Raw genomic sequence first — 20445 nt, 5'->3', positions numbered from 1 at the left:
AGGAATGATCGGCGCGGCATCGGGTTCCGCCTGCCGATAAAAAATCTCGCTCTGCCGTGATGACGAGCCCGGGATCAGCCGATCTCGCCAGAGACCGGCCAAGACTCAGATCATCGCCATGCCGCCATTCACATGCAGGGTCTGGCCCGTGACGTAGCCCGCCTCGCGGCTGGCGAGATAGACCACCGCCGCGCCGATATCCTCGCCTGTGCCGAGCGCGCCGGCTGGAATGCGCGAGAGGATGGCGTCCTTCTGGGCGTCGTTGAGCGCGTCGGTCATCGCCGAGCGGATGAAGCCGGGCGCGACGCAGTTCACGGTGATGCCCCGGCTGGCCAGTTCCTGCGCCAGGCTCTTGCTCATGCCGATCAGACCGGCCTTGGAGGCGGCGTAATTGGCCTGGCCCGGATTACCGGTCACGCCCACGACGCTGGTGATCGAGATGATCCGCCCCGTGCGCGCCTTCATCATCGGCTTGGCCGCCGCGCGGATCAGGCGGAAGGCCGCCTCCAGATTGATCTTCTGGACGGTGTCCCACTCCTCATCCTTCATGCGCAGGATGAGGTTGTCGCGCGTGACGCCGGCATTGTTGATGAGGATATCCAGCTTGCCGCTCAGCGCCTCAACCGCCGCCGGCACCAGCGCGTCCACCGATGCCGCATCGCTCAGATCGCACGGCACGCAAACATGATCGCCGCCCAGCTCGGCGGCAAAGGCCTCCAGCTTGCCGACATTGCTGCCGGAGAGCGCAAGCCGCGCGCCCTGCGCGGCCAGCGCCCGGGCCACGGCAGAGCCGATACCACCACTCGCGCCGGTGACCAGCGCCGTCATTCCATTGAGATCGAACATGATACAGTCCCTCCTGTCTCTCACACGCGGCCGAGCAGCGCCTCGATGTCATCCATCGAGATCACGCTGGTCACGGTCGCATCCGGCGCGATGCGCTTGACCATCGGGCCGAGCACCTTGCCGCCGAGTTCCACGAAATCGGTGACGCCGGCTTCCCACATCGCGCCAATGCTCTCGCGCCAGCGCACCCGGCCGGTCACCTGCTGGACCAGCAGATCGCGGATCGTTGCCGCGTCGCTCACCGGCGCGGCCGTGACATTGGCATAGACGGGAATGAAGGCGCCAGGCGATTGCGTCTCCGCCAGCGCCGCCGCCATCCCATCGGCAGCCGGCTGCATCAGCGGGCAGTGGAACGGCGCGGAGACCGGCAGCAGCACGCCACGCTTGATGCCATGATCCTTTACCAGCCCGATCGCGCGCTCGATGGCGCCGACATGGCCGGAAATGACGACCTGGCTCGGATCATTGTCGTTGGCGACGGCGCAAACTTCGCCCTCGGCCGCAGCAGCCGCGAGCGCCTCGGCCTTCTCGATGTCGGCGCCGAGCAGAGCAGCCATGGCGCCCTCACCCACCGGCACGGCGGCCTGCATCGCCCGGCCGCGCGTCTTGAGCAGACGGGCGGTGGTCGCGAGATCGAAGGCACCGGCCGCGCACAGGGCGCTATATTCGCCGAGGCTGTGGCCGGCCAGCGCATCCGCCTTGTCGCGGAGCACGATGCCGCCCTCCTTCTCCAGCACGCGCAAGGTGGCGAGCGCGTTGGCCATGATCGCCGGCTGGGCATTTTCAGTCAGCGTCAGGTCCGCTTCCGGTCCTTCGGTCATGATGCGGAAGAGATGCTGGCCCAGCGCCTCGTCGACTTCCTGGAAAATCTCGCGCGCCACGGGCGATGCTGCGGCCAGCGCCGATCCCATGCCCAAGGCCTGACTGCCCTGCCCCGGAAAGATGAATGCACGCACGGCCCTGATCCCTGCTTGGTCTGTGAAGGCCTGCGCCCTAGTCCGGGGGGGCGCCCCGGGCAAGTCCTGTTGGCTTGACCGGCACGACGGCGCGCCAGGATGGACATTCACCATTGTGCGCCCTGCTCATGGGGCATAGGGGAAGCCAGGATGTTAAAGCCCCGGTTCTCCAACGCGATTGGTCGCGTGGACGCCCGCGTGATGCGGGGCCGCATCGGCGCGATCGGCGGCGCCTTGCTGCTCAGCCTGGTCGCGGTGTTGTTCGCCAAGCTGGGTGAGGCCGCGCAAGGCGTGTTTACCGGCGTGGCCGATGCCTTTCCTTATGCGCCGCTGGTCATCACGCCCGGCCTGTTCATCGCGGTGACCTATGTCACGCGGCACTGGTGCCCGGAGGCGCGCGGATCGGGCATTCCGCAGACCATGGCGGCGGCGCGTATGCCGGATCATCCACAATCCCGCCGCCTGCTCTCGCTCCGGACCGCGCTGTTCAAGCTGTTCGGCACGCTGGGGATGCTGCTCGCGGGTGGCTCAGTCGGTCGCGAAGGACCGACCGTGCAGATCAGCGCCGCCATCATGGCCGCGGTGCAGCGCTGGCTGCGCGTGCCGGTTTCGGCCGGGATTATCATTGCCGGCGGTGCGGCAGGCGTTGCCGCTGCGTTCAATACCCCGCTCGCCGGGGTCGCCTTCGCCATCGAGGAACTGGCCGCTGCCTTCGAGCAAAAGATTGCGATCGTGGTGATGGCCGCCGTGATGATGGCGGGCATCACGAGCCTGTGGCTCTCGGGCGATTACATCTACTTTGGCGCCATGCATCAATCGATGCCGATCTCCTCCATGCTGCTGCTGACGCCGGTCGCCGGGCTGGTCGGCGGCGTGGCGGGCGGCCTGTTCTCCCGCGCGCTGATCGCTCTTGCCTGGTCCCGCAGCCCGCTCACCCGCGCGATGCGGGCCAAGCCGCTGCTCGTCGCGGGCATTTGCGGGCTCGTCGTCGCCATCACGGGCATTCTCACCGCCGGAATCAGCTGGGGCACCGGCTATGAGACGACCCGCGCGCTGCTCGCCGGTGAAGAGGTGTCCTGGAGCTTCGGCCCCGCCAAGCTCGTCGCCACACTGGCCACGGCGCTGAGCGGAGCCCCCGGCGGCATCTTTGCGCCATCGCTCTCCGTCGGCGCCGGCCTTGGTCAGCTGCTGGGGCTGCTGATGCCGGACCAGCCGCACGGCGCCATCGTGCTGCTCGGCATGATCGGCTATTTCGCGGGTGTGGTGCGGGCGCCGCTCACCGCCGCCATCATCATGATGGAAATGACCGCAGACCGCACGATGATCCTGCCGCTGTTCGCTACGGCGATCTTCGCCAACTGGGTGAGCGGGCAGATTTGCAAGCCCAAGCTCTATCACGCGCTGGCCCGGCAGTTCCGGCCCTGATCGCTTATCGGCGAGAGCTGGCATTGCGCACTTGCCTTGCGGGCACTTTTCAGCCATAGGCCGCCCCTTCGCCGGGCAGGCTCTCGCTGCGCCCGCCGCGAAGCTTTGTTTGAGACGACAGCCGGAGGGGCATGCGCATGGGGCGTATGTCAGCAATCGGCCAAAAGACAGGACGCATGAACCATGCCCTATTATGAGCATGTCTTCCTTGCGCGTCAGGATCTGGCACAGGCCCAGGTCGATGCGCTCGCGGAAAATGCCACCAAGATCATCGAGGCCAATGAAGGCAAGGTGACGAAGGTGGAAAGCTGGGGTCTCCGCAACCTCGCCTACAAGATCGCCAAGAACCGCAAGGCTCACTACGTGATGCTCAACATCGACGCGCCGGCTGGCGTGGTCGCCGAGCTGGAGCGTCAGACGCAGATCAACGAAGACGTGATCCGCTTCATGACCGTCCGCGTTGAAGAGCTGGAGGGTGGCCCTTCGGTGATGATGCGCAAGAACGAGCGCGACCGTGAGCGTCGTGGTGAGCGCGGCGACCGTGGTGACCGCCCGGATCGCGGCGATCGCGCGCCCCGCCGGGACCGCGAAGAAGCCTCGGACGGCGAATAAGGAGACCTGACACATGGCACGCCCATTTTTCCGCCGTCGCAAGACTTGCCCGTTCTCCGCTAAGGACGCACCGCGCATCGATTACAAAGATGTGCGCCTGCTGCAGGGCTTCGTCTCTGAGCGCGGCAAGATCGTTCCCTCGCGCATCACGGCCGTCTCGGCCAAGAAACAGCGCGAGCTTTCCCAGGCAATCAAGCGCGCCCGCCATCTGGGCCTGCTGCCCTACATCGTGAAGTAAGGAGGGCGGACCCATGGAAATCATTCTGCTCGAGCGTATCGAGAAGCTGGGTGCAATCGGCGACGTCGTAACCGTCAAGGACGGCTATGCGCGCAACTATCTGCTGCCCAACAAGAAGGCGCTTCGCTCCAACAACGCCAACAAGAAGGTGTTCGAGGCCAACCGCGCCAAGATCGAGGCCGACAACGCAGCCCGTCGTGACGACGCTGCCAAGGCCGCCGAGAAGGTCGATGGCGTTCAGGTCGTCCTGATCCGTCAGTCGTCGAACAGCGGCCAGCTCTACGGATCGGTCTCGGTCCGTGACATCGTGGAAGCACTCCACGAAGCCGGCCACACCAATGTGAGCAAGTCGATGGTCGTGCTGGAACGCCCGATCAAGACGCTCGGCCTGTTCGACGTGCGCGTCTCGCTGCACCCGGAAGTCTCCGTCACCGTTCAGGCCAACGTCGCACGTTCGCCTGAGGAAGCCGACCTGCAGAAGGACGGCGTGGACGTCATGGCCTCCATGTTCGAGAAGGACGAAGCCGGCTTCACCGAGGATTACGATCCCACTGCCGAGCCGGGCGAAATCGCGACCGAGGCTGCCGAGCCGGCTACCAACGAGGATACGGAAGAGGCCTGAGCTCCTTCCCTCCGCAAGCTTTAGAAACCCCGCCGGACAGATCGTCCGGCGGGGTTTTGCTTTGTAGGAGATCGGATAGGCCGTCACCGGGCGCTGCCGGGCGGTTCAGGTCTCCAGATGCAGAAAATCGCGCGCGTAACTGCGCATATGGGCACCGCCATCGACGATGATCGTCTGGCCGGTCACCGACTCCGCCCGCGCCAGATACAGCACCGCCTCGCCCACCGCTTCCGGCGTCGGCAACACGCCGAGGGGCGCGTGACTGGCAAGCCGCTCCAGTTGCTCGGGCGTATAATCATAGGTTGCGAGCGTCAGCCCCGGCGAGACCGCGTTGACTCGAATGGCAGGCGCCAGCGTGCGCGCCGCGATCCGCGTGAACGCCTCCAGCCCCGCCTTGCCCAGCGTATAGGCGAGCTGGTCGCCATGCGGCTGGGCCAGGCGCTGGTCGAGAATATTGACGATCGAGGCGCCAGCCCCATCGGGCCGGGCCGCCGCAGCAAAGGCCTGGGTCAGCAACACCGGCGCAACCGTATTGACCTGATGATAGTCAGCCAGCTGACCGGCGCTGACATTGGCCAGCTCGCTCTCGCCGAACAGCGAGGCGCTGTTGACCAGCAGATCCGGCGCGCGGCCGAAATGATCGGTTACTGCCGGCATCAGCCCTTCGGCGGCCCCCGGCGTCAGGAAATCCGCGACGAAACCATGCCAGCGCACGCCTGTTGCGGCGAGGCATTCGGACAGGAAGCGATGCGGCTCCGCATCATGCCGGCCATGGATCGCCAACGCATAGCCGGCGCGCGCCAGATGCATGGCGATGCGCGCGCCGAGGCGGCGGTGCCCCCCGGTGACGAGCGCGAGCGGGGCCTGCGCCGTCATTTTACGCCCATGAGGCGCAGCACTTCCTCTCGGCTCTTTTCGTCGCGCTTGAATACGCCCATCATCCGGCTGGTGCGCATGATCGTGCCATGGGTGCGGACGCCCCGCCCGGTCATGCAGCCATGGGTCGCCTCGATCACCACGGCCACGCCGAGCGGCTTGAGATTCTCCCAGATGCAGTCGGCGACCTGCGCCGTCAGCCGCTCCTGCACCTGCAGGCGGCGGGCAAACGCCTCCAGCACGCGAGCGAGCTTGGAGATGCCGACGACATAATCCTGCGGCAGATAGGCGATGTGCGCCTTGCCGACGATCGGCGCCATGTGATGCTCGCAATGCGACTGGAACGGGATGTCAGTCAGCAGCACGATCTCGTCATAGCCGCCGACCTCATGGAAGATGCGCGAGAGGTGATAGGCCGGGTCTTCGGCATAGCCCTCGCAATATTCCCGCCAGGCGCGCGCGACGCGCTTGGGCGTTTCAATGAGGCCTTCCCGCTCTGGATCGTCGCCGGCCCAGCGGATGAGGGTGCGGATCGCCTCCTCGACATCCTTGGGAACGTCCGGCTTTGCCGGCTTGGGACTGTGTTCGTTCTGGCTGGCCATGCCTACCCCCGGGAAAAGGACAAGAGGACACGCGGGTGTGCATGTCGATATGCTGATGCGGCGCAGATAGGCCGTTGGAACTTTCTATTCAACCGCAGACGCCCGAGTCGGGCCGCTTGCGCCCAAAAGGGCAGCGCGGACTTGGCATGTACGGCTCGCCGTGGCGCCAAAGATTGGGAAATTATGCCCCGCCTGCACGCCTTCCGTTGACGTTAGGGTAAGGCCGAGGATTGGCGGATTTCTCGGGCTTGCATGGACCGCACAACTGGTGAAGCCCGCAGCGAGCCCTTGCGCGAAGGCGATGGCATGGCCCATATTGGCCGCAGCAAAGGCCCCGCCAGACCTACAGGAGAGCGACCATGGAAGCCTTCATCTATGATGCCGTGCGCACACCGCGAGGACGCGGCAAGCCGGACGGATCGCTCCATGAGGTGACGCCGGTACAGCTGGCGGTGCAGGTTCTCCAGGCGGTCCGTGATCGCAACGCCATCGACACGGCCGATGTCGACGACGTGATCCTCGGCTGCGTCGCGCCGGTCGGCGAGCAAGGCACGGACATTGCCCGCATGGCGGTGCTGACCGCCGGATATGCCGAGACCGTGCCGGGCGTGCAGATCAACCGCTTCTGCGCCTCGGGCCTGGAAGCGGTGAACATGGCCCTCGCCAAGGTGATCAGTGGCGAGGCGGATCTGGCCATTGGCGGTGGCGTGGAGAGCATGAGCCGCGTGCCGATGGGCGCGGACGGCGGCGCCTGGGCCTCCGATCCCAATGTCGCCTATGCCAGCTATTTTGCGCCCCAGGGCATTGGCGCGGACGTGATCGCGACCAAGTTCGGCTTCTCTCGCGACGATGTGGATGCCTATGCGGTGGAGAGCCAGAAGCGGGCCAAGGCCGCCTGGGACGACAAGCGCTTCGGCAAGTCGATCATTCCTGTGAAGGATGTGATCGGCCAGGTGCTGCTCGACCATGACGAGCATATGCGCCCGGAAACGACGATGCAGAGTCTTGCCAGCCTCAAGCCCAGCTTTCTCGCCATGGGCGAAGAGATGCCGGGCTTCGACACCATCGCCCTGCTCCGCTACCCGGAGCTGGAACGCGTCAACCACGTCCACCATGCCGGCAACAGCTCGGGCATCGTCGATGGCGCTGCGGCCGTGCTGGTCGGCAGCAAGGCGATGGGCGAGAAATATGGGCTCAAGCCGCGCGCCCGCATGAAGGCCATGGCCTCGGTCGGCTCAGAGCCGATGATTATGCTCACAGGACCGGAAAGTATCGCCAGCAAGCTCCTGAAAAAGGCTGGAATGTCGGTCGGCGATATCGACCTGTGGGAGCTGAACGAAGCCTTCGCCAGCGTCGTGCTGCGCTACATGCAGGCGATGGGGCTCGATCACGGCCAGATCAACGTGAACGGCGGCGCCATCGCCATGGGCCATCCGCTCGGCGCGACCGGGGCCATGGTGCTGGGCACCGCGCTCGATGAGCTGGAACGCTCCGGCAAGGGCACGGCGCTGGTCAATCTGTGCGTCGGCGCGGGCATGGGCACGGGCATCATTATCGAGCGGGTTTGAATCAAGAAGTCCGTTCGCCCTGAGTAGGGGCTGAGCCTGTCGAAGACCCGTATCGAAGGGTCTTTCCGTGGCTCAATCCTTCTATACGCCACTTCGACAAGCTCAGTGGCTACTCAGGATGAACGGAGGGAACAAAATTGAACGAGTCAGGAGGCACACATGGCTACGACCATCACGACCGAGATCGACGGCGACGGCATCGCCCTTCTCACCATCGACGTGCCGGGGCAGTCGATGAATGTCATCACGCCCGACTTCCTGACCGACTTCGCCGCCGCCATCGCACGGATCGGCAGCGAGGAGGCGATCAAGGGCGCCGTCATCTGCTCCGGCAAGGACAGTGGCTTCATGGCGGGCATGGACCTTAAATATCTCTCGGCCATGCTGCGCGAGGCGACAACCGGCGATGTCGACATGGCCGCCCTGTTCGACAATGTCTTCACCCTCAACGACTTGCTGCGCAAACTTGAGACTTGCGGAAAGCCGGTCGCGGTTGCCATCGAAGGCACGGCCATGGGCGGTGGTCTGGAGCTGGCGCTCGCCTGCCATCACCGCGTGCTCAGCAACAATCCCAAGGTGCAGATCGGCCTGCCGGAAATCCTTGTCGGCCTGTTCCCCGGCGGTGGCGGCTCGCAGCGCCTGCCCCGCCTGATCGGCATCCAGGGCGCGCTCATGTACATGCTGCAAGGCAAGAGCTGGCGCCCGGCCGAGGCGGCGGCGATGAAGGTCGTCGATGAACTGGCCGACCCCGGCCGCACCGTCGATGTCGCCAAGGCTTGGGTGAAGGCCAATCCCGATGCCCACACCCAGCCGTGGGACATCAAGGGCTTCAAGGTCCCCGGCGGATCGGGGCAGTTCAACCCGGGCTTTATCCAGACGATGATGGCCGCGACGGTGATGACCACCAAGCAGACCCAGCGGAACATCCATGCGCCGCACGCCCTGCTCAGCGCGGTCTATGAAGGCCTCCAGTTGCCGATGGACCGGGCGATCCGCGTCGAGAGCAAATATTTCGCCAAGGTGGTGGCCGATCCGCAGGCGGGCAACATGGTCCGCACGCTGTTCGTCTCCAAGCAGGCCGCCGAACGCGGCGCGCGGCGTCCCGCCGGCGTCGAGAAGGCCCCGACGAGAAAGCTGGCCGTGCTGGGTGCCGGGATGATGGGCGCGGGCATCGCCAATGTCGCGGCGCAGGCCGGCATCGATGTGGTGCTGCTCGACCGCGATCTGGCCTCGGCGGACAAGGGCAAGGCCCATGCGCAGGCGCAGATGCAAAAGCGCATCGGCCGGGGCATGACGCCGGAGAAAATGGAACAAGCGCTCGCCCGTATTACCCCGGCAGACAGCGTGGATGCGCTGCAAGACTGCGATTTCGTGATCGAGGCCGTGTTCGAAGACCCGGCGATCAAGGCGGAGATCACCCAGCGGGTCGAATCCGTGCTGGGGCCGGACGTGATCTTCGGCTCCAACACATCCACCCTGCCGATCTCGGGCCTCGCCAAGGCCTGGTCGAAGCCGGAAAATTTCATTGGCGTGCATTTCTTCTCGCCGGTGGAAAAGATGCCGCTGGTCGAGATCATCCTTGGCAAGCAGACCGGCGATGCCGCCGTCGCCAAGGCGCTCGATTTCGTCGCGCAGATCCGCAAGACACCCATCGTCGTCAATGACTCGCGCGGTTTCTACACTTCGCGCTGCTTCGGCACTTATGTGCAGGAAGGCGCGCAGATGCTGGCCGAGGGCATCAATCCAGCGCTCATCGAGAATGTCGGGCGCCAGCTCGGCATGCCGGTCGGCCCGCTCGCCGTCTCGGACGAGGTCTCCATTGAGCTGGCCCATAAGGTGACGCTCGCCGCGAAGGCCGCGCTGGGCGATGCCTATGTGCCCGCCAAGGCCGACGATGTTGTCGCGCATATGGTCGAGATCGGCCGCCTCGGCCGCAAGAACGGCAAGGGCTATTATGATTATCCGGCGGACGGCGGGAAAAAGGCGCTCTGGCCCGGTCTTGCGGCGGAGTTCCCTCGCGCTATCAACCAGCCGACGCCGGCCGAGTTGCGTGAGCGGCTGCTCTACCGCCAATTGGTCGAATGCGCCCGCTGCTTCGCCGAGGGCGTGCTGGTGACGCCGCAGGATGGCGACATCGGCGCGATCTTCGGCTGGGGCTTCGCGCCCTATACCGGCGGCCCGTTCAGTGCGATCGACACGATCGGCCCGGCCAAGGTCGTCGAGGTGCTGGATCGGCTGACGGCCGCGCATGGCGAAGGCTTCGCGCCACCCGAGCAGCTTCGGGAAATGGCCGCGCGCGGGCATGGCTATTATGACGGCGCGCAGTGAAGGCGGCCTGAGACGATCGTCGGCATCAGGATGTGCGCCAAGCCCTCTCCCCTTGAGGGAGAGGGATGCGCAGACTTGGCAGCGCGCTGCCTAGTCGAAGCTGGGAGAGGGGTCAGCGATCCACGAGATCGAGCGGATCATAGGCCCGCTCCCCCTCATCCAACTTCGCCTAGCCGCTCATAGCGGCAAGGCTCCGTATCCTTCTCCCTCGAGGGGAGAAGGATCAAGGTTGTCACAGCCTTTGCCGGCATCAGGGAGGATCACCCATGCTCACGCTCTACATCGCGCCGGGCGCCAGCTCGATGGCCCCGCACATCGCCCTCGTGCACATCGGCGCGCCGTTCGCGCTGCGTTCGCTCTCCTTCGCCAAGCGCGAACAGACCGAGCCGGCCTATCTGGCGATCAACCCAGAGGGCAAGGTGCCGACCTTGGTGACCGAGGACGGCACGTTGACCGAAGTCGCAGCCATCCTCTTCTATCTCGCGCGGCGTTTTCCCAAAACCCGACTGCTGCCCGACGATGCCATGGGCGAGGCGCAGGCCCTCTCCTGGATGTCATTTACGGCCTCCACGCTACATCCCTCCTTCATTGCCGGCCAAGAGCGCGCGGAAGCCGCGCTCGGACAGGCGGAGCATAGGCTGGCGGGTCAGGAATGGGCGGTCGGCGGCAGGCTTTCGGTGGCCGACATCCACCTCTTCCGCCTGTTCTGGCGGATGCGGCACACGCTCAACCTGCCGGTGGAGAACTGGCCGGGCCTCGCCGCCCATTACGATCGGATGATGGCGCTGCCGGCTGTCCGTGCGACCTGCCAGATCGAGCAGTCGATTGGCTATGAATTGCGCGGTCTGCGGGTGCCTTGAGCGCGGCGCCTCAGGTCAGGCATCCGTCCAGACCGGCAGATCGAGCATGAACCGGGCACCCTGCCCCAGCGCGCTCTCGACCGTGAGATCGCCGTGCATGACCCGCGCGAGGCGGCGGGAGATATAGAGGCCCAGCCCACTGCCATCTCCGCCGGAGAGACCCAGCCGCTCGAACCGCTCGAAAATGCGGTGGTGATCAGCGGGGTCGATGCCGCCGCCTTGATCCGCAACGATGACGCGGGCACGTCCGCCCTCGCTATCCACCCGAACCCAGATGGTGCTGTCGCGTGGCGTGTGCCGCACCGCATTGCCGATGAGATTGACCAGAATCTGCAGCACGCGGCGATATTCACCGCAGGCCATGGCACTGTCACCCAGCGGCGGTGTCTGGATGCGGATGCCGCGATCGCCCGCACGGACATGCAGCAGACCGGCCGCGCGGCGCGCCAGATCGGCCAGATCGACGCGCTCCTTCGCCACCCGGAAATCGGGGCGTTCGATGGCGTGAAGATCGGACAGGTCATCGACCAGATCGAGCAGATGGCGGCTGGCCTGGGCGATGTCCGCGCCATAGCCGGCATATTCCTCGCGCAGTTCACCATGGGCCTGCGCGGCAATGCTGCCGGCATTGGCGATGATCCGCCCGATCGGCTGGCGCAGGGCGCGGTCCAGCCGGGGGGCGAAGCCGGCATCGAACATGCCATCGCCAAAGAGATCGTGGATCTCCGCCGACGGCGCCTCTGCCTCGACGCGGGGTCCCTGTGCGGGCTGGCTCTCCTGCGGCACCGCGCGGCCGCGATAGCCCATCAGCGCGCCATGCTCATCGAACAGCGGCTCGCCGGAAATGCGATAGGAGACCGCATCGTCGGCCCGCAGGCGCGCATGCTGGTCCGTAAACGGCATGCGCAGCGCCAACGCCTCGACCAGCGGCATAGGCGACACATCGTCCGCAATGATCGCATCGAGGCGGAAATAGGCCGTCAGCGGCTCGCCATCGCGGGGCGGCTCATGCCCGATGGCGGCAGCCTCGGCAGCGACCTGCCGGAAGCGCAGTTGCGTATCCACTTGCCACGGCCAGCCCGGCTCGGCGGGCGCCAGACGGCGCGCCATCAGCACGCCCAGTTCACCGGGCCATTGACGCGGAGCGCGCACCTGCCAGTCGACGATGGACATGGCATAGCCGTCCGCCTCGGGACGGATTTGCACCCACATGCTGAGATCGGCCTCGCCCTGAGCCGCCTGCACCGCGCGGGAAATCGGGATACGCAGGCGCGCGGCGAGGCGGACGAGCGCGGCCAGCGCGGGAATGGCGAGCGGCCCGTGCGGATCGCCGCCTGCATCGGCCTGCAACCGCGCAAGCGGCGCGTCGGCCGAGATGATGCGGCCGTCGCCGTCCAGCCGCGCCAGGATTGGCTCCGTGCCGGGGGGCGCGACTGTCATCGGCCGTCCAGCAGAGCCAGCTTGTCCGCCAGCGCGCGCGGGTTCATCCGGTCGAGCAGCCATTGCATGGCCTGTTCCGCGTCAAAGGCGCGGTAGCCCTCGACAAACGCGACGAGCGCGGCATCGCCCCCTTCGGCGAGACCGGTGACCGGGCCGAGCATCTCTGCGACCTGAAAAGCGCCGGGATCGTCCACGCCCATGACCCGCAACAGGGCGAAGCGATCGCGATCCTGCGGGCCGATCAGCGCCTCCAGCACCTCGTCCAGCGCAATGCCGCCCTCGCACTCCACGATGGCGGCGAAGAGCAGCAGCCGTGCTTCCGCCAGCGCGTGGGGGGCGATGGCGAAGCGTTGATCCGAATGAAGCGCACGCGCGCAGCGGCGGGCCTGCGCGATGGCACCCTGCCCTTCATCATGCCGGGCAATCAGCCCCTCGGCAGCGCGCGCGATGGCCGTCGTCAGCATGGGATCGGCGCCGGCGGCTTGTGCGCTAGTCCCGTTTACCAGCAGGGCCGCGACGGTCCAGACGAGATCGTGATAGAGTTCGGCCGGCAGATCCGGCAGCATCGTCGCGTCGAGCAGCATCGGCCCGCACCAGTTGCGCTCCGCCAGCGCGAGGCCTGCCAGTGCATCGAGATAGCGGCCATTGTCGCTGGCCTCGCTCTCCAGCCGCGAGCGATCGCCATGGCGACCCTCGAGCCGATATTGCCGCATCAGCAGCGACACGCAGGCACGATGACGCAGATGGCGCAGCAAGTCCGGCGAAAGCACCGCGATGTCCCGCTCGATCGCCTGCCGCGCATAACCGGCATCGGGCATAGCGGAGATCGAAGCCACGGGCTCGCGGGCCAGTCCGGCGACCAGCGCCTGCTCGACCGCGTTCATCAGCCCGGCAAGATGGATGCGCGTTTCGGCCAGCAAGGCATCGGTCCAGCGGCCCGGCGCATCGTCGGCCAGCCGCGCGAGATCGGCGCCATGGCGAACCTCCAGCGCCAGCCCGCGAGCAAAGCGCGCGGCAAACACCGCGCCTTCCCGCTCGCCGCCATGGCGTTGCTGAACCGGTTCACCCACGCCCGTCATGCCCCATCCCTAGCCAAACAGGCTTAACAGGCCCTAAAATTCGGACCTTCCCACATGGAACAGTCGCGCGGCCAGCAGACCGGCCAGAACCCAGCCGAGCAGCGCAAAGGCTATTCCCACATAGCCGACGATAACGCCGGCCAGCACCATCAGCAATGCCGCCGGGACGCCGGGACGAAGCTGCACTTCCCAAAGCGCGGTGGGCGGCGTTCGTTCCGACCCGAAGGTGAAAAGAGTGAGGAACAGCAGCACGAAGAGCACCGTGGTGAGCGCCAGCGGGTCCGCTCCTGCCGCCCGCAAACCGGTCATGCCGAGCAGCAGCAGCGCGCCGCCCTGCACCAGCGCCAACGGCCAACGCCGACCAGTCGCCCGCAGGGTCAGCTGGGCATAACGATTTGCCAGAGCCGCAATGCCGAGCGCGGGCAGCATGAGGAGCAGCGCCGGGAAAGCCCATCCGCTGAGCCCCACTGCCACGCTGCCCGCGCACAGCAGCACGGCAAGCAGCGCGATATGTCCCGGTTCCGCGTGCCGGTGCATCAACTCGCGTAGTAACGTGCGCGAGAGCGGCGCCAGCAAGGCCGCAACGCCACCGCCATCGCGCCAGCTGGCGTCGGGGGCGTAATCGCTGAGGGCATTCAGCGCCAAATCGGCGCTGGACTGATCGGTCAGGAAGGCCAACCGGCCCTGCAGCACCGGCTCGGGCGGCAGCATGATCCGCTCCACGCCATCCTGAACGGCGCGGCGCAGCAAGGTGAGCACCAGATCCCACTCGCCCAGCATGTCCAGCGTTGCGAGCAGCCGTGCCCCGGAAACACAGAACGCCCCGCCCCACATGCTGCTGGCATCCAGCCGCTCGAAGCTGGCCGTGCTCGCGCCCGAGGGCAGCACCAGCACCGCCTCGCCGCCGCTGATCGTCAGGGCGTCGAGCGCTTCTGAGGGGATCACCGCCCCTTCCGCCATCAGCAGAACAAGGTCTTCCGGCGCAATCGTGCGGGCCAGTTGCGGCATGTCGCGCACAACGCTCACCGGGCAATCGGTCTCCCGCGCGATATGATCGGCCATGCGGGTGAGGCCGGGCAAGTCCGCCTCGGCCGCTGCCGCATCGGCATGGATGATGAGCTTTTCCGCGCCCGCGCCCAGCGCCAGCCGCGCCTGATATTCGATGAGGCTCTGGCCGCCAAAGTCCAGCAGCGCCGATGACACGGGCGACTGCAGACCGTCCCGTGCGGCATTGCGCGCACTGAGCAGAGCGACCAGCACCATGGATGCTACCTAGAGACCGACATTCGACACAGACCATCTGTCTGGCAATGCGGTGGCCCGATTGCAAGGCCCCCGTTTCGACACATGGGGCTGCCTGGAGAGTAATCAGCCGACACATACGGTCGGGCTGTCAGTCTTCGTTTTCCGCCCCGACCGTCGCGAGCGCCTGGGTGATGCGCCGCAGGATGACCGGATCGCCCGGCGCGCCCACCAGTGCCTCGTCGGCAAGGTTCATCAGGCGATTGACGCCAAAGCTGGCGCACAGCCCCTTGAGTCGCAGCGCCGCCATCGTCCAGTTCGCATCGCAGCGGGAACGGGCGAGAAGATCAACCTGCCGGCCTGCGCTTTCGAGGAATGCACGACGCAAATCCGCGATGAGCGCACGGTCGGAACCGACTGCCGCAGCAAGGGCTGCTTCGAGCGTGCCAGGATCATATGCCATGGCAATCTGATACCCTCTGAAAGGTGAACAGAGTGTAAAACCGGGTTCCCCCTCGGAGGGAACATGTTAAGGAAATGCCATGTCCGACGCCCGAAAAGTCGAAAATCCGTCCCAAAACGGTACGGATGGGCGGGATATCGACCAGACTAGCGGCATCAATAAGGGGCCAGAACACGTGAAACAGGACGGCGTCTCACGCCGCAACGAGTCGGATGGAGGCTGGGACGCGCCCGCCTTTCCCGATCGTTCTTCTGGGGGAGATCAAGGCATGGCCACATCCTTCGCAAGCGGCGCCGAAGAGCGCGAACCGCTCAGCCCGGCGCGGAAAGCCGCTTTGGGGGGCTTGGGCGTCATTGCCGTCGGCTGGGTCGCGCTTGTGGTCGCCAGTGGGACCGATCCGGACATCGGCGCGCGCTCCGCATGGCTGATCAACCTGATAGCAGTCGCGACGGCACCCTTGTTGATCCTTGGCGGCCTCGCCGTGATCCTGATGCGACGCCCGGCCGCGGCTGTAGCCTCGCTCAGCGCCGACGACGCCGCGCAAATCACCAGCGAAGCGCGCCAGGCCCTGACCATGCTTACCGACGTGAACGGCCAGCTTGCCGGCCAGACCCGCGAAACCGCCCGGGCAGCCGAGGCGGCGAGCGAGTCCCTGCGCCGATCCATGACGGAAATCGCCGCGCAAACCGACCTGCTCGGCCAGAACAGCACGACCTCGCTGTCGCGCGTGAGTGCCGTCGGCGACCGTCTCGCCGCGATGGTCGATACGCTGCCCAAGCTGGAGGACCGGCTGGCGACACTGGGCGAAACGCTCGCACGGGTCGGTGGCGATCTGGGCCAGCGCCACGACGCGCTCGATCATCAGTTGCAAGCGACAGCTTTGGTGGCGGAGGAAGTCCGCCTGCAGCTCACCGATGCGGGCAAGGCGCTCTCGGCGCAGATCTCCGGGCTGCGCGACGGCGCGCATGACGCGGGAGAAGAGCTGACCAATCTCTCCGAACTCTCCTCCGCCCGTCTCGACCTCACCATCGACCGCGTGAAATCCGTGCTCGATGCGACCGAGCAGCGCCTCGATGCGCAGAACGCCGCGCTGGCCGCGCTCGTCGAACAGAGCGCCGCGGCGATCGACCGCGCATCCAGCGGCGGCCTGGATCGCTTCGCTTCCACCTGCCGCGAGATGGAAGCCCTGCTCGACGGTCTCGATGCCCGATTGGAAGGGCAGACCGGCAGGAGCACGCAGTGGCTGACCCAGACGAGCGAGCAAGCAGTCGCGCTTGCCCATTCGTTCGATGCGCTGGAGCAGGCCTCGCTCGCCCGCACCCAGCAGCTTTCCGGCACGCTCAGCCGGCTGTCAGGGGAAACCCAGGCCCTGATCGAGACTCTGGGGCGCGGCGATGGCCATGCCGGTCAGCTTATCCAGCGCACTGAAGCGTTGCTGCTCGCCCTCGACAGCAGCGTGCGCGAGCTGGACGAGAGCCTGCCTGCCGCGATCGGCCGGGTTGAAAGCCAGCTTGGCACGATGCACGAACGCATCCGCACGGCAGGGCCTGCGCTTGAAGCCGTGGAAGCGGTGGCAACCGGCGTCGTCAGCCAGTTGCGCGAGTCCGACAAGGCGACCAACACCCAGCTCAGCGTGCTCACTGAGGCTTTGTGCAAGTCTCAGGATGCCCTTACCGCGCAGCGCCAGCAGATCGCCGCGCTGGCCGATGCGGTCGAGCAGGCAGGCCGGGGCATGGAGGTGCTTGGCGAGACGGTCGGCCCGCGCCTGGCGGAAGCGCTGGGCGAAGTCCGCAATGCCGCCGACGCTGCTGCCTCACGCGCGCGAGAAGCGATGGACAACGTGATCCCGGCAGCCGCGCAGGGGCTCGCAGTGGCCAGCGACAAGGCCATCCGGCAGGTGGTTGAGGCGACCGTCTCGAGCGAACTGGCCCGGCTGGCTCAGGCGGCCGACGAGGCTGCGCAGACCGCCCAGAAGGCCACCCACAAGCTGAGCGGCGACATGCTGACCCTCGCCGAAGCCGGCAAGACGCTCGACCTCGCCATCAGCGCACATCGCGAGAAGCTGGAGACGCAGGACCGCGATCTGATCTCCGAACGATCGGCCATGCTCATCGGCGCATTGGGCGAGCACGCCATCGATGTCGGCAAGTGGTTCGACAAGGATGTCTCGGACAGCGACTGGAACGCCTATCTCAAGGGCGACCAGGGCCTATTCGCACGGCGCGCGACCAAGCTGGTCAACAATGCAGAGGCGAAGCAGATCCACGCCCTCTATCAGGACGATGCCACCTTCCGCGAGCATGTGAACCGCTACATCCGCGACTTCGAAATGCTGCTGCGCACGGTGATGGCCGCCAAGGACGGCAGCACCTTGGCACTGACGATGATCTCATCGGATATCGGCAAGCTTTATGTCGCGCTGGCGCAGGGCATCGACCGGCTTCGGCCAAATTGAGACCGAACTGAGCGGGGCGCGCGGCTGAAACCGCGCGCCCGCCTTCCCGCTTATTGCCGGAGGCTCTGCGCTTACTGCCGGAGGCTCTCAGGGGCGTTCAAAAACCCGTCGAAGCTGCGGATGGTGATCCAGCCATATTCCCAGTTCGCGTAGAACAGCGCAAAGAACAGGGCGGAAAGCACCGTCGTGCGCAGGATCATGCGGAAGAAACGGAACTCATGGGGTGCGCTGTCCGCCTGCCCCGGCACCTTCTCCTTCCCAAGCTCGTCGCTGGTGCGCACGCCGAACGGCAACACCAGAAACAGGCTGAGAAACCAGATCAGAAAATAGATCGCCAGCGCGGAGCCGATTTGCATCCTCGCCTCCCTCAGCCGGCCTGCACGATCGTCACATCGACGATCGGCTTCTTGCCGGTCCACTCGAACGCCACGCGGCGCGCACCAATGCGCACCGCTTCCCGCAGGGATTCGACGTCCCCGCTCGCCTTGCCCTTGGCAACCACTGCGCCCACGGCCTTGGCGGCATCGGCGAGAAACTGCTCACGATCATCCTCCACCGGCACACCCTTTGTGCGGATATCCGGCACGCCCAGCATCTTGCCCTTGGCGGAAATGGCGAGGCCCACGCTCATATGGCCGTGGATCATGATCTTGCGACGCTCGTTCATGGTGTTGCCATCGGCCGGCAGGATCACGTCGCCATCCAGCACCAGGCGCCCGGCGGGCGTCTCGCCGATCTTGTGCGGCCCATCGGGCGCGAGGCGGATGATGTCGCCATTGGTCTGCACGATGCCGCGCTCGATGCCCTGCTCCGCGGCAAAGCGCGCCTGCTCCGCCATATGGCGCAATTCGCCGTGCACCGGCACAATCATCTCGGGCCGGATCCAGCCATACATCGCCGCCAGCTCCGGCCGCCCGGGGTGGCCGGAGACGTGGATATGCGCGTCATTCTCGGTGATCATCACCACATTCTTGGCCGCCAGCGCATTCTGGATGCGGCCGATGGCCAGCTCGTTGCCGGGAATCTTGCGCGACGAGAAGATCACCGTGTCGCCGGTATCCAGCTTGATCGGGTGTTGATCGGTCGCGATGCGGGCGAGCGCGGCGCGGGATTCGCCCTGGCCGCCAGTCGCGATGATCATCGCTTCGCGCGGCGGCACCGCCATGATCGCGTCGAAGTCCAGCATCGGCGGCAGATTCTGCAGATAGCCGCAGCTCTTGGCGATGGTGATGATGCGATCGAGCGAGCGCCCGGCGACACAGAGTTTGCGCCCGGTGAGCCGCGCCACATTGGCCAGCGTCTGCAGGCGCGCGGCATTGCTGGCGAAGGTGGTCACCACCACCCGGCCCTTAGCGCCGGCGATGGTGCTCAGCAGATCGGCCTGCACAGAGCCTTCCGAGCCGCTGGCCTCGGGATTGAACACATTGGTGCTGTCGCACACGAGCGCCAATACGCCCTCGTCGCCCACCGCCTTCAGCTCTTCTGCTGTGGACGGCACGCCGATCTGGGGCTCATCGTCGAGCTTCCAGTCGCCGGTGTGGAAGATGCGGCCAAAGGGCGTCTCGATCAGCAGCGCATTGCCTTCCGGGATGGAGTGCGCCAGCGGCAGATAGCGCATCCGGAAGTCGCCGAGTTGGAAGCTCTCGTCCTCCTGGATGACATGCAGCGTCACGCTGTCCGTCAGACCTTCCTCGGCGAGCTTGCCCCGCACCAGACCGGCGGTGAACGGCGTTGCATAGATCGGCACGTCGAGATCGGCCGCAAGATAGGGCACCGCGCCGATATGATCCTCATGCCCATGGGTGAGCACGATGCCGAGCAGATCCTTCTGCCGCTCCTCGATGAACGCGGTGTCCGGCATGATGAGATCGATGCCGGGGAAGGACGGATCGGAGAAGGTCACCCCCAGATCCACCATCAACCATTTGCCACGACAGCCATAGAGATTGAGATTCATGCCAATTTCGCCTGACCCACCAAGGGCCAGGAAGAGAAGTTCATCGCCTGGCGTCATGCACTTTTTCCGCTGCGTTCATAAAGGAGTGCCAGGCCGGTCAATGTGAGATCCGGCACAATGGCATCGAAGAGATCGGTCTTCTGGTCGAACAAAATGGCGAGGCCGCCGGTGGCAAGGACAGTCGCCGGGCGGCCGATCTCCTTGCGCATCCGCATGACCAGCCCCTCCATCATTGCCACATATCCCCAGAAAACACCAATCAGCATCTGGTCCTCCGTGGTGCGGCCGATCACGGAATCATTGTTGCGGGGGGATTCGATGGCGATGCGGGGCAGTTTCGCGGCATTGTTCACCAGCGCATCGAGCGACAGGTTGATGCCCGGCGCAATGATCCCGCCCTTATAGGCGCCGGTATAATCGATATAATCGAAGGTCGTCGCGGTGCCGAAATCGATGACGATGAGATCGCCCTCATAAGCGTCATGGGCGGCGATGGCATTGAGCGCGCGATCCGCGCCGAGCGTTTGCGGCATCGGCACGTCCACATTGATGTGCCACTCCACCGGCGGCTTGCCGGCAATCAGCGGCTCGACGCCGAAATATTTGCGGGCCAGCACGTCGAGATTATGCAGCGCGCGCGGCACGACCGTGGAGACGATCACCGCCGTCACATCCTTCATGCCCAGCCCTTCGAGCTGGAGCAGCTGGTTGATCCACACGGCATATTCATCGCCGGTGCGGCGCGGATCGGTGGCGATCCGCCAGCGCGCGCGGATCGTGCGATCGGGCGCGATCAGCGCGAAGACGACATTGGTATTTCCGGCATCGATGGCTAGCAACATGGGCTGATCCTCTCAGGCGGCGTTGCGCGTTTCC

The 20445-nt window shown here is 65.9% G+C and carries 19 protein-coding genes; 8 read left to right on the top strand and 11 right to left on the bottom strand.

What is annotated here, in order from left to right; translation table 11 throughout:
* Positions 1-105: 105 nt before the first annotated feature.
* Together fabG and fabD are read right to left on the bottom strand one after the other, a co-directional pair.
* Positions 106-846, bottom strand: coding sequence for a 3-oxoacyl-[acyl-carrier-protein] reductase (gene fabG / locus M2339_RS03825; RefSeq protein ID WP_264587449.1), 741 nt, complete (start codon positions 844-846; stop codon positions 106-108).
* A 20-nt stretch (positions 847-866) separates the two neighbouring features.
* A complete protein-coding gene (fabD, locus tag M2339_RS03820) occupies positions 867-1802 on the bottom strand; it encodes an ACP S-malonyltransferase (protein ID WP_264587450.1) in 936 nt (311 codons plus the stop codon).
* A gap of 150 nt (positions 1803-1952) precedes the next feature.
* Between fabD and M2339_RS03815 the strand changes: the two genes are divergently transcribed.
* From M2339_RS03815 to rplI, 4 genes are all read left to right on the top strand, one after another.
* Positions 1953-3227, top strand: a complete 1275-nt coding sequence (locus M2339_RS03815; RefSeq protein WP_264587451.1) for a chloride channel protein — start codon at positions 1953-1955, stop codon at positions 3225-3227.
* A 183-nt stretch (positions 3228-3410) separates the two neighbouring features.
* Positions 3411-3839, top strand: a complete 429-nt coding sequence (gene rpsF, locus M2339_RS03810; RefSeq protein WP_181560055.1) for a 30S ribosomal protein S6 — start codon at positions 3411-3413, stop codon at positions 3837-3839.
* 13 nt (positions 3840-3852) lie between these two features.
* Entirely contained in the window at positions 3853-4077 is a 225-nt protein-coding gene (rpsR, locus tag M2339_RS03805) for a 30S ribosomal protein S18 (RefSeq protein WP_181560056.1), read from the top strand.
* Between the two features lie 13 nt (positions 4078-4090).
* A complete protein-coding gene (rplI, locus tag M2339_RS03800; protein ID WP_264587452.1) occupies positions 4091-4699 on the top strand; it encodes a 50S ribosomal protein L9 in 609 nt (202 codons plus the stop codon).
* A 105-nt stretch (positions 4700-4804) separates the two neighbouring features.
* Here rplI and M2339_RS03795 read toward each other — a convergent pair whose 3' ends face one another.
* Both M2339_RS03795 and folE read right to left on the bottom strand, forming a co-directional pair.
* Positions 4805-5575, bottom strand: a complete 771-nt coding sequence (locus M2339_RS03795) for an SDR family oxidoreductase (protein ID WP_264587453.1) — start codon at positions 5573-5575, stop codon at positions 4805-4807.
* On the bottom strand, positions 5572-6177 hold the full coding sequence (gene folE / locus M2339_RS03790; protein WP_264573139.1) for a GTP cyclohydrolase I FolE: 606 nt from the start codon (positions 6175-6177) through the stop codon (positions 5572-5574). The genes M2339_RS03795 and folE overlap by 4 nt, the downstream gene beginning before the upstream one ends.
* Positions 6178-6536: 359 nt before the next feature.
* Between folE and M2339_RS03785 the strand changes: the two genes are divergently transcribed.
* From M2339_RS03785 to M2339_RS03775, 3 genes are all read left to right on the top strand, one after another.
* On the top strand, positions 6537-7745 hold the full coding sequence (locus M2339_RS03785; protein WP_264587454.1) for an acetyl-CoA C-acetyltransferase: 1209 nt from the start codon (positions 6537-6539) through the stop codon (positions 7743-7745).
* A gap of 159 nt (positions 7746-7904) precedes the next feature.
* Entirely contained in the window at positions 7905-10073 is a 2169-nt protein-coding gene (locus M2339_RS03780) for a 3-hydroxyacyl-CoA dehydrogenase NAD-binding domain-containing protein (RefSeq protein WP_264587455.1), read from the top strand.
* 266 nt (positions 10074-10339) lie between these two features.
* A complete protein-coding gene (locus M2339_RS03775; RefSeq protein WP_264587456.1) occupies positions 10340-10933 on the top strand; it encodes a glutathione S-transferase family protein in 594 nt (197 codons plus the stop codon).
* A 15-nt stretch (positions 10934-10948) separates the two neighbouring features.
* On the opposite strand, the gene M2339_RS03770 is transcribed toward M2339_RS03775, so the two are convergent.
* From M2339_RS03770 to M2339_RS03755, 4 genes are all read right to left on the bottom strand, one after another.
* The gene (locus M2339_RS03770; RefSeq protein ID WP_264587457.1) at positions 10949-12373 is read right to left on the bottom strand and encodes an ATP-binding protein; all 1425 of its coding nucleotides are present in this window, start codon (positions 12371-12373) and stop codon (positions 10949-10951) included.
* Positions 12370-13452 (bottom strand): hypothetical protein, encoded by a 1083-nt coding sequence (locus M2339_RS03765; protein ID WP_264587458.1) that lies wholly within the window; start codon positions 13450-13452, stop codon positions 12370-12372. The genes M2339_RS03770 and M2339_RS03765 overlap by 4 nt, the downstream gene beginning before the upstream one ends.
* Before the next feature lie 33 nt (positions 13453-13485).
* Positions 13486-14715: a hypothetical protein gene (locus M2339_RS03760; protein ID WP_264587459.1), complete on the bottom strand. Its 1230-nt coding sequence runs from the start codon at positions 14713-14715 to the stop codon at positions 13486-13488.
* 130 nt (positions 14716-14845) lie between these two features.
* The gene (locus tag M2339_RS03755; protein WP_264570741.1) at positions 14846-15157 is read right to left on the bottom strand and encodes an Hpt domain-containing protein; all 312 of its coding nucleotides are present in this window, start codon (positions 15155-15157) and stop codon (positions 14846-14848) included.
* Positions 15158-15425: 268 nt separating this feature from the next.
* Here M2339_RS03755 and M2339_RS03750 point away from each other — a divergent pair, with 268 nt between their 5' ends.
* Complete coding sequence (locus tag M2339_RS03750; RefSeq protein ID WP_264587460.1) at positions 15426-17612, top strand: hypothetical protein; 2187 nt, start codon at positions 15426-15428, stop codon at positions 17610-17612.
* Between the two features lie 71 nt (positions 17613-17683).
* On the opposite strand, the gene M2339_RS03745 is transcribed toward M2339_RS03750, so the two are convergent.
* The 3 genes from M2339_RS03745 to M2339_RS03735 are packed head-to-tail and all read right to left on the bottom strand — an operon-like array spanning position 17684 to position 20411.
* Positions 17684-17968 (bottom strand): DUF1467 family protein, encoded by a 285-nt coding sequence (locus M2339_RS03745; RefSeq protein ID WP_264587461.1) that lies wholly within the window; start codon positions 17966-17968, stop codon positions 17684-17686.
* 11 nt (positions 17969-17979) lie between these two features.
* Entirely contained in the window at positions 17980-19626 is a 1647-nt protein-coding gene (locus M2339_RS03740; RefSeq protein ID WP_264587462.1) for a ribonuclease J, read from the bottom strand.
* Positions 19623-20411, bottom strand: a complete 789-nt coding sequence (locus M2339_RS03735) for a type III pantothenate kinase (RefSeq protein ID WP_264587463.1) — start codon at positions 20409-20411, stop codon at positions 19623-19625. The genes M2339_RS03740 and M2339_RS03735 overlap by 4 nt, the downstream gene beginning before the upstream one ends.
* Positions 20412-20445 lie beyond the last annotated feature (34 nt).

The sequence above is a fragment of the Sphingobium sp. B2D3C genome (genome assembly GCF_025961835.1).
GTDB lineage: Bacteria > Pseudomonadota > Alphaproteobacteria > Sphingomonadales > Sphingomonadaceae > Sphingobium.
Note: the sequence above shows the minus strand (reverse complement) of the source record. Positions and strands in the feature narration are given on the sequence as shown.

Bases quoted from the DNA above. Each gene is read 5' to 3' on its own strand.
- fabG (WP_264587449.1), bottom strand. From the start codon at position 846: ATGTTCGATCTCAATGGAATGACGGCGCTGGTCACCGGCGCGAGTGGT.
- M2339_RS03815 (WP_264587451.1), top strand. From the start codon at position 1,953: ATGTTAAAGCCCCGGTTCTCCAACGCGATTGGTCGCGTGGACGCCCGC.
- rpsF (WP_181560055.1), top strand. From the start codon at position 3,411: ATGCCCTATTATGAGCATGTCTTCCTTGCGCGTCAGGATCTGGCACAG.
- rpsR (WP_181560056.1), top strand. From the start codon at position 3,853: ATGGCACGCCCATTTTTCCGCCGTCGCAAGACTTGCCCGTTCTCCGCT.
- rplI (WP_264587452.1), top strand. From the start codon at position 4,091: ATGGAAATCATTCTGCTCGAGCGTATCGAGAAGCTGGGTGCAATCGGC.
- M2339_RS03795 (WP_264587453.1), bottom strand. From the start codon at position 5,575: ATGACGGCGCAGGCCCCGCTCGCGCTCGTCACCGGGGGGCACCGCCGC.
- folE (WP_264573139.1), bottom strand. From the start codon at position 6,177: ATGGCCAGCCAGAACGAACACAGTCCCAAGCCGGCAAAGCCGGACGTT.
- M2339_RS03785 (WP_264587454.1), top strand. From the start codon at position 6,537: ATGGAAGCCTTCATCTATGATGCCGTGCGCACACCGCGAGGACGCGGC.
- M2339_RS03780 (WP_264587455.1), top strand. From the start codon at position 7,905: ATGGCTACGACCATCACGACCGAGATCGACGGCGACGGCATCGCCCTT.
- M2339_RS03775 (WP_264587456.1), top strand. From the start codon at position 10,340: ATGCTCACGCTCTACATCGCGCCGGGCGCCAGCTCGATGGCCCCGCAC.
- M2339_RS03770 (WP_264587457.1), bottom strand. From the start codon at position 12,373: ATGACAGTCGCGCCCCCCGGCACGGAGCCAATCCTGGCGCGGCTGGAC.
- M2339_RS03765 (WP_264587458.1), bottom strand. From the start codon at position 13,452: ATGACGGGCGTGGGTGAACCGGTTCAGCAACGCCATGGCGGCGAGCGG.
- M2339_RS03760 (WP_264587459.1), bottom strand. From the start codon at position 14,715: ATGGTGCTGGTCGCTCTGCTCAGTGCGCGCAATGCCGCACGGGACGGT.
- M2339_RS03755 (WP_264570741.1), bottom strand. From the start codon at position 15,157: ATGGCATATGATCCTGGCACGCTCGAAGCAGCCCTTGCTGCGGCAGTC.
- M2339_RS03750 (WP_264587460.1), top strand. From the start codon at position 15,426: ATGGCCACATCCTTCGCAAGCGGCGCCGAAGAGCGCGAACCGCTCAGC.
- M2339_RS03745 (WP_264587461.1), bottom strand. From the start codon at position 17,968: ATGCAAATCGGCTCCGCGCTGGCGATCTATTTTCTGATCTGGTTTCTC.
- M2339_RS03740 (WP_264587462.1), bottom strand. From the start codon at position 19,626: ATGACGCCAGGCGATGAACTTCTCTTCCTGGCCCTTGGTGGGTCAGGC.
- M2339_RS03735 (WP_264587463.1), bottom strand. From the start codon at position 20,411: ATGTTGCTAGCCATCGATGCCGGAAATACCAATGTCGTCTTCGCGCTG.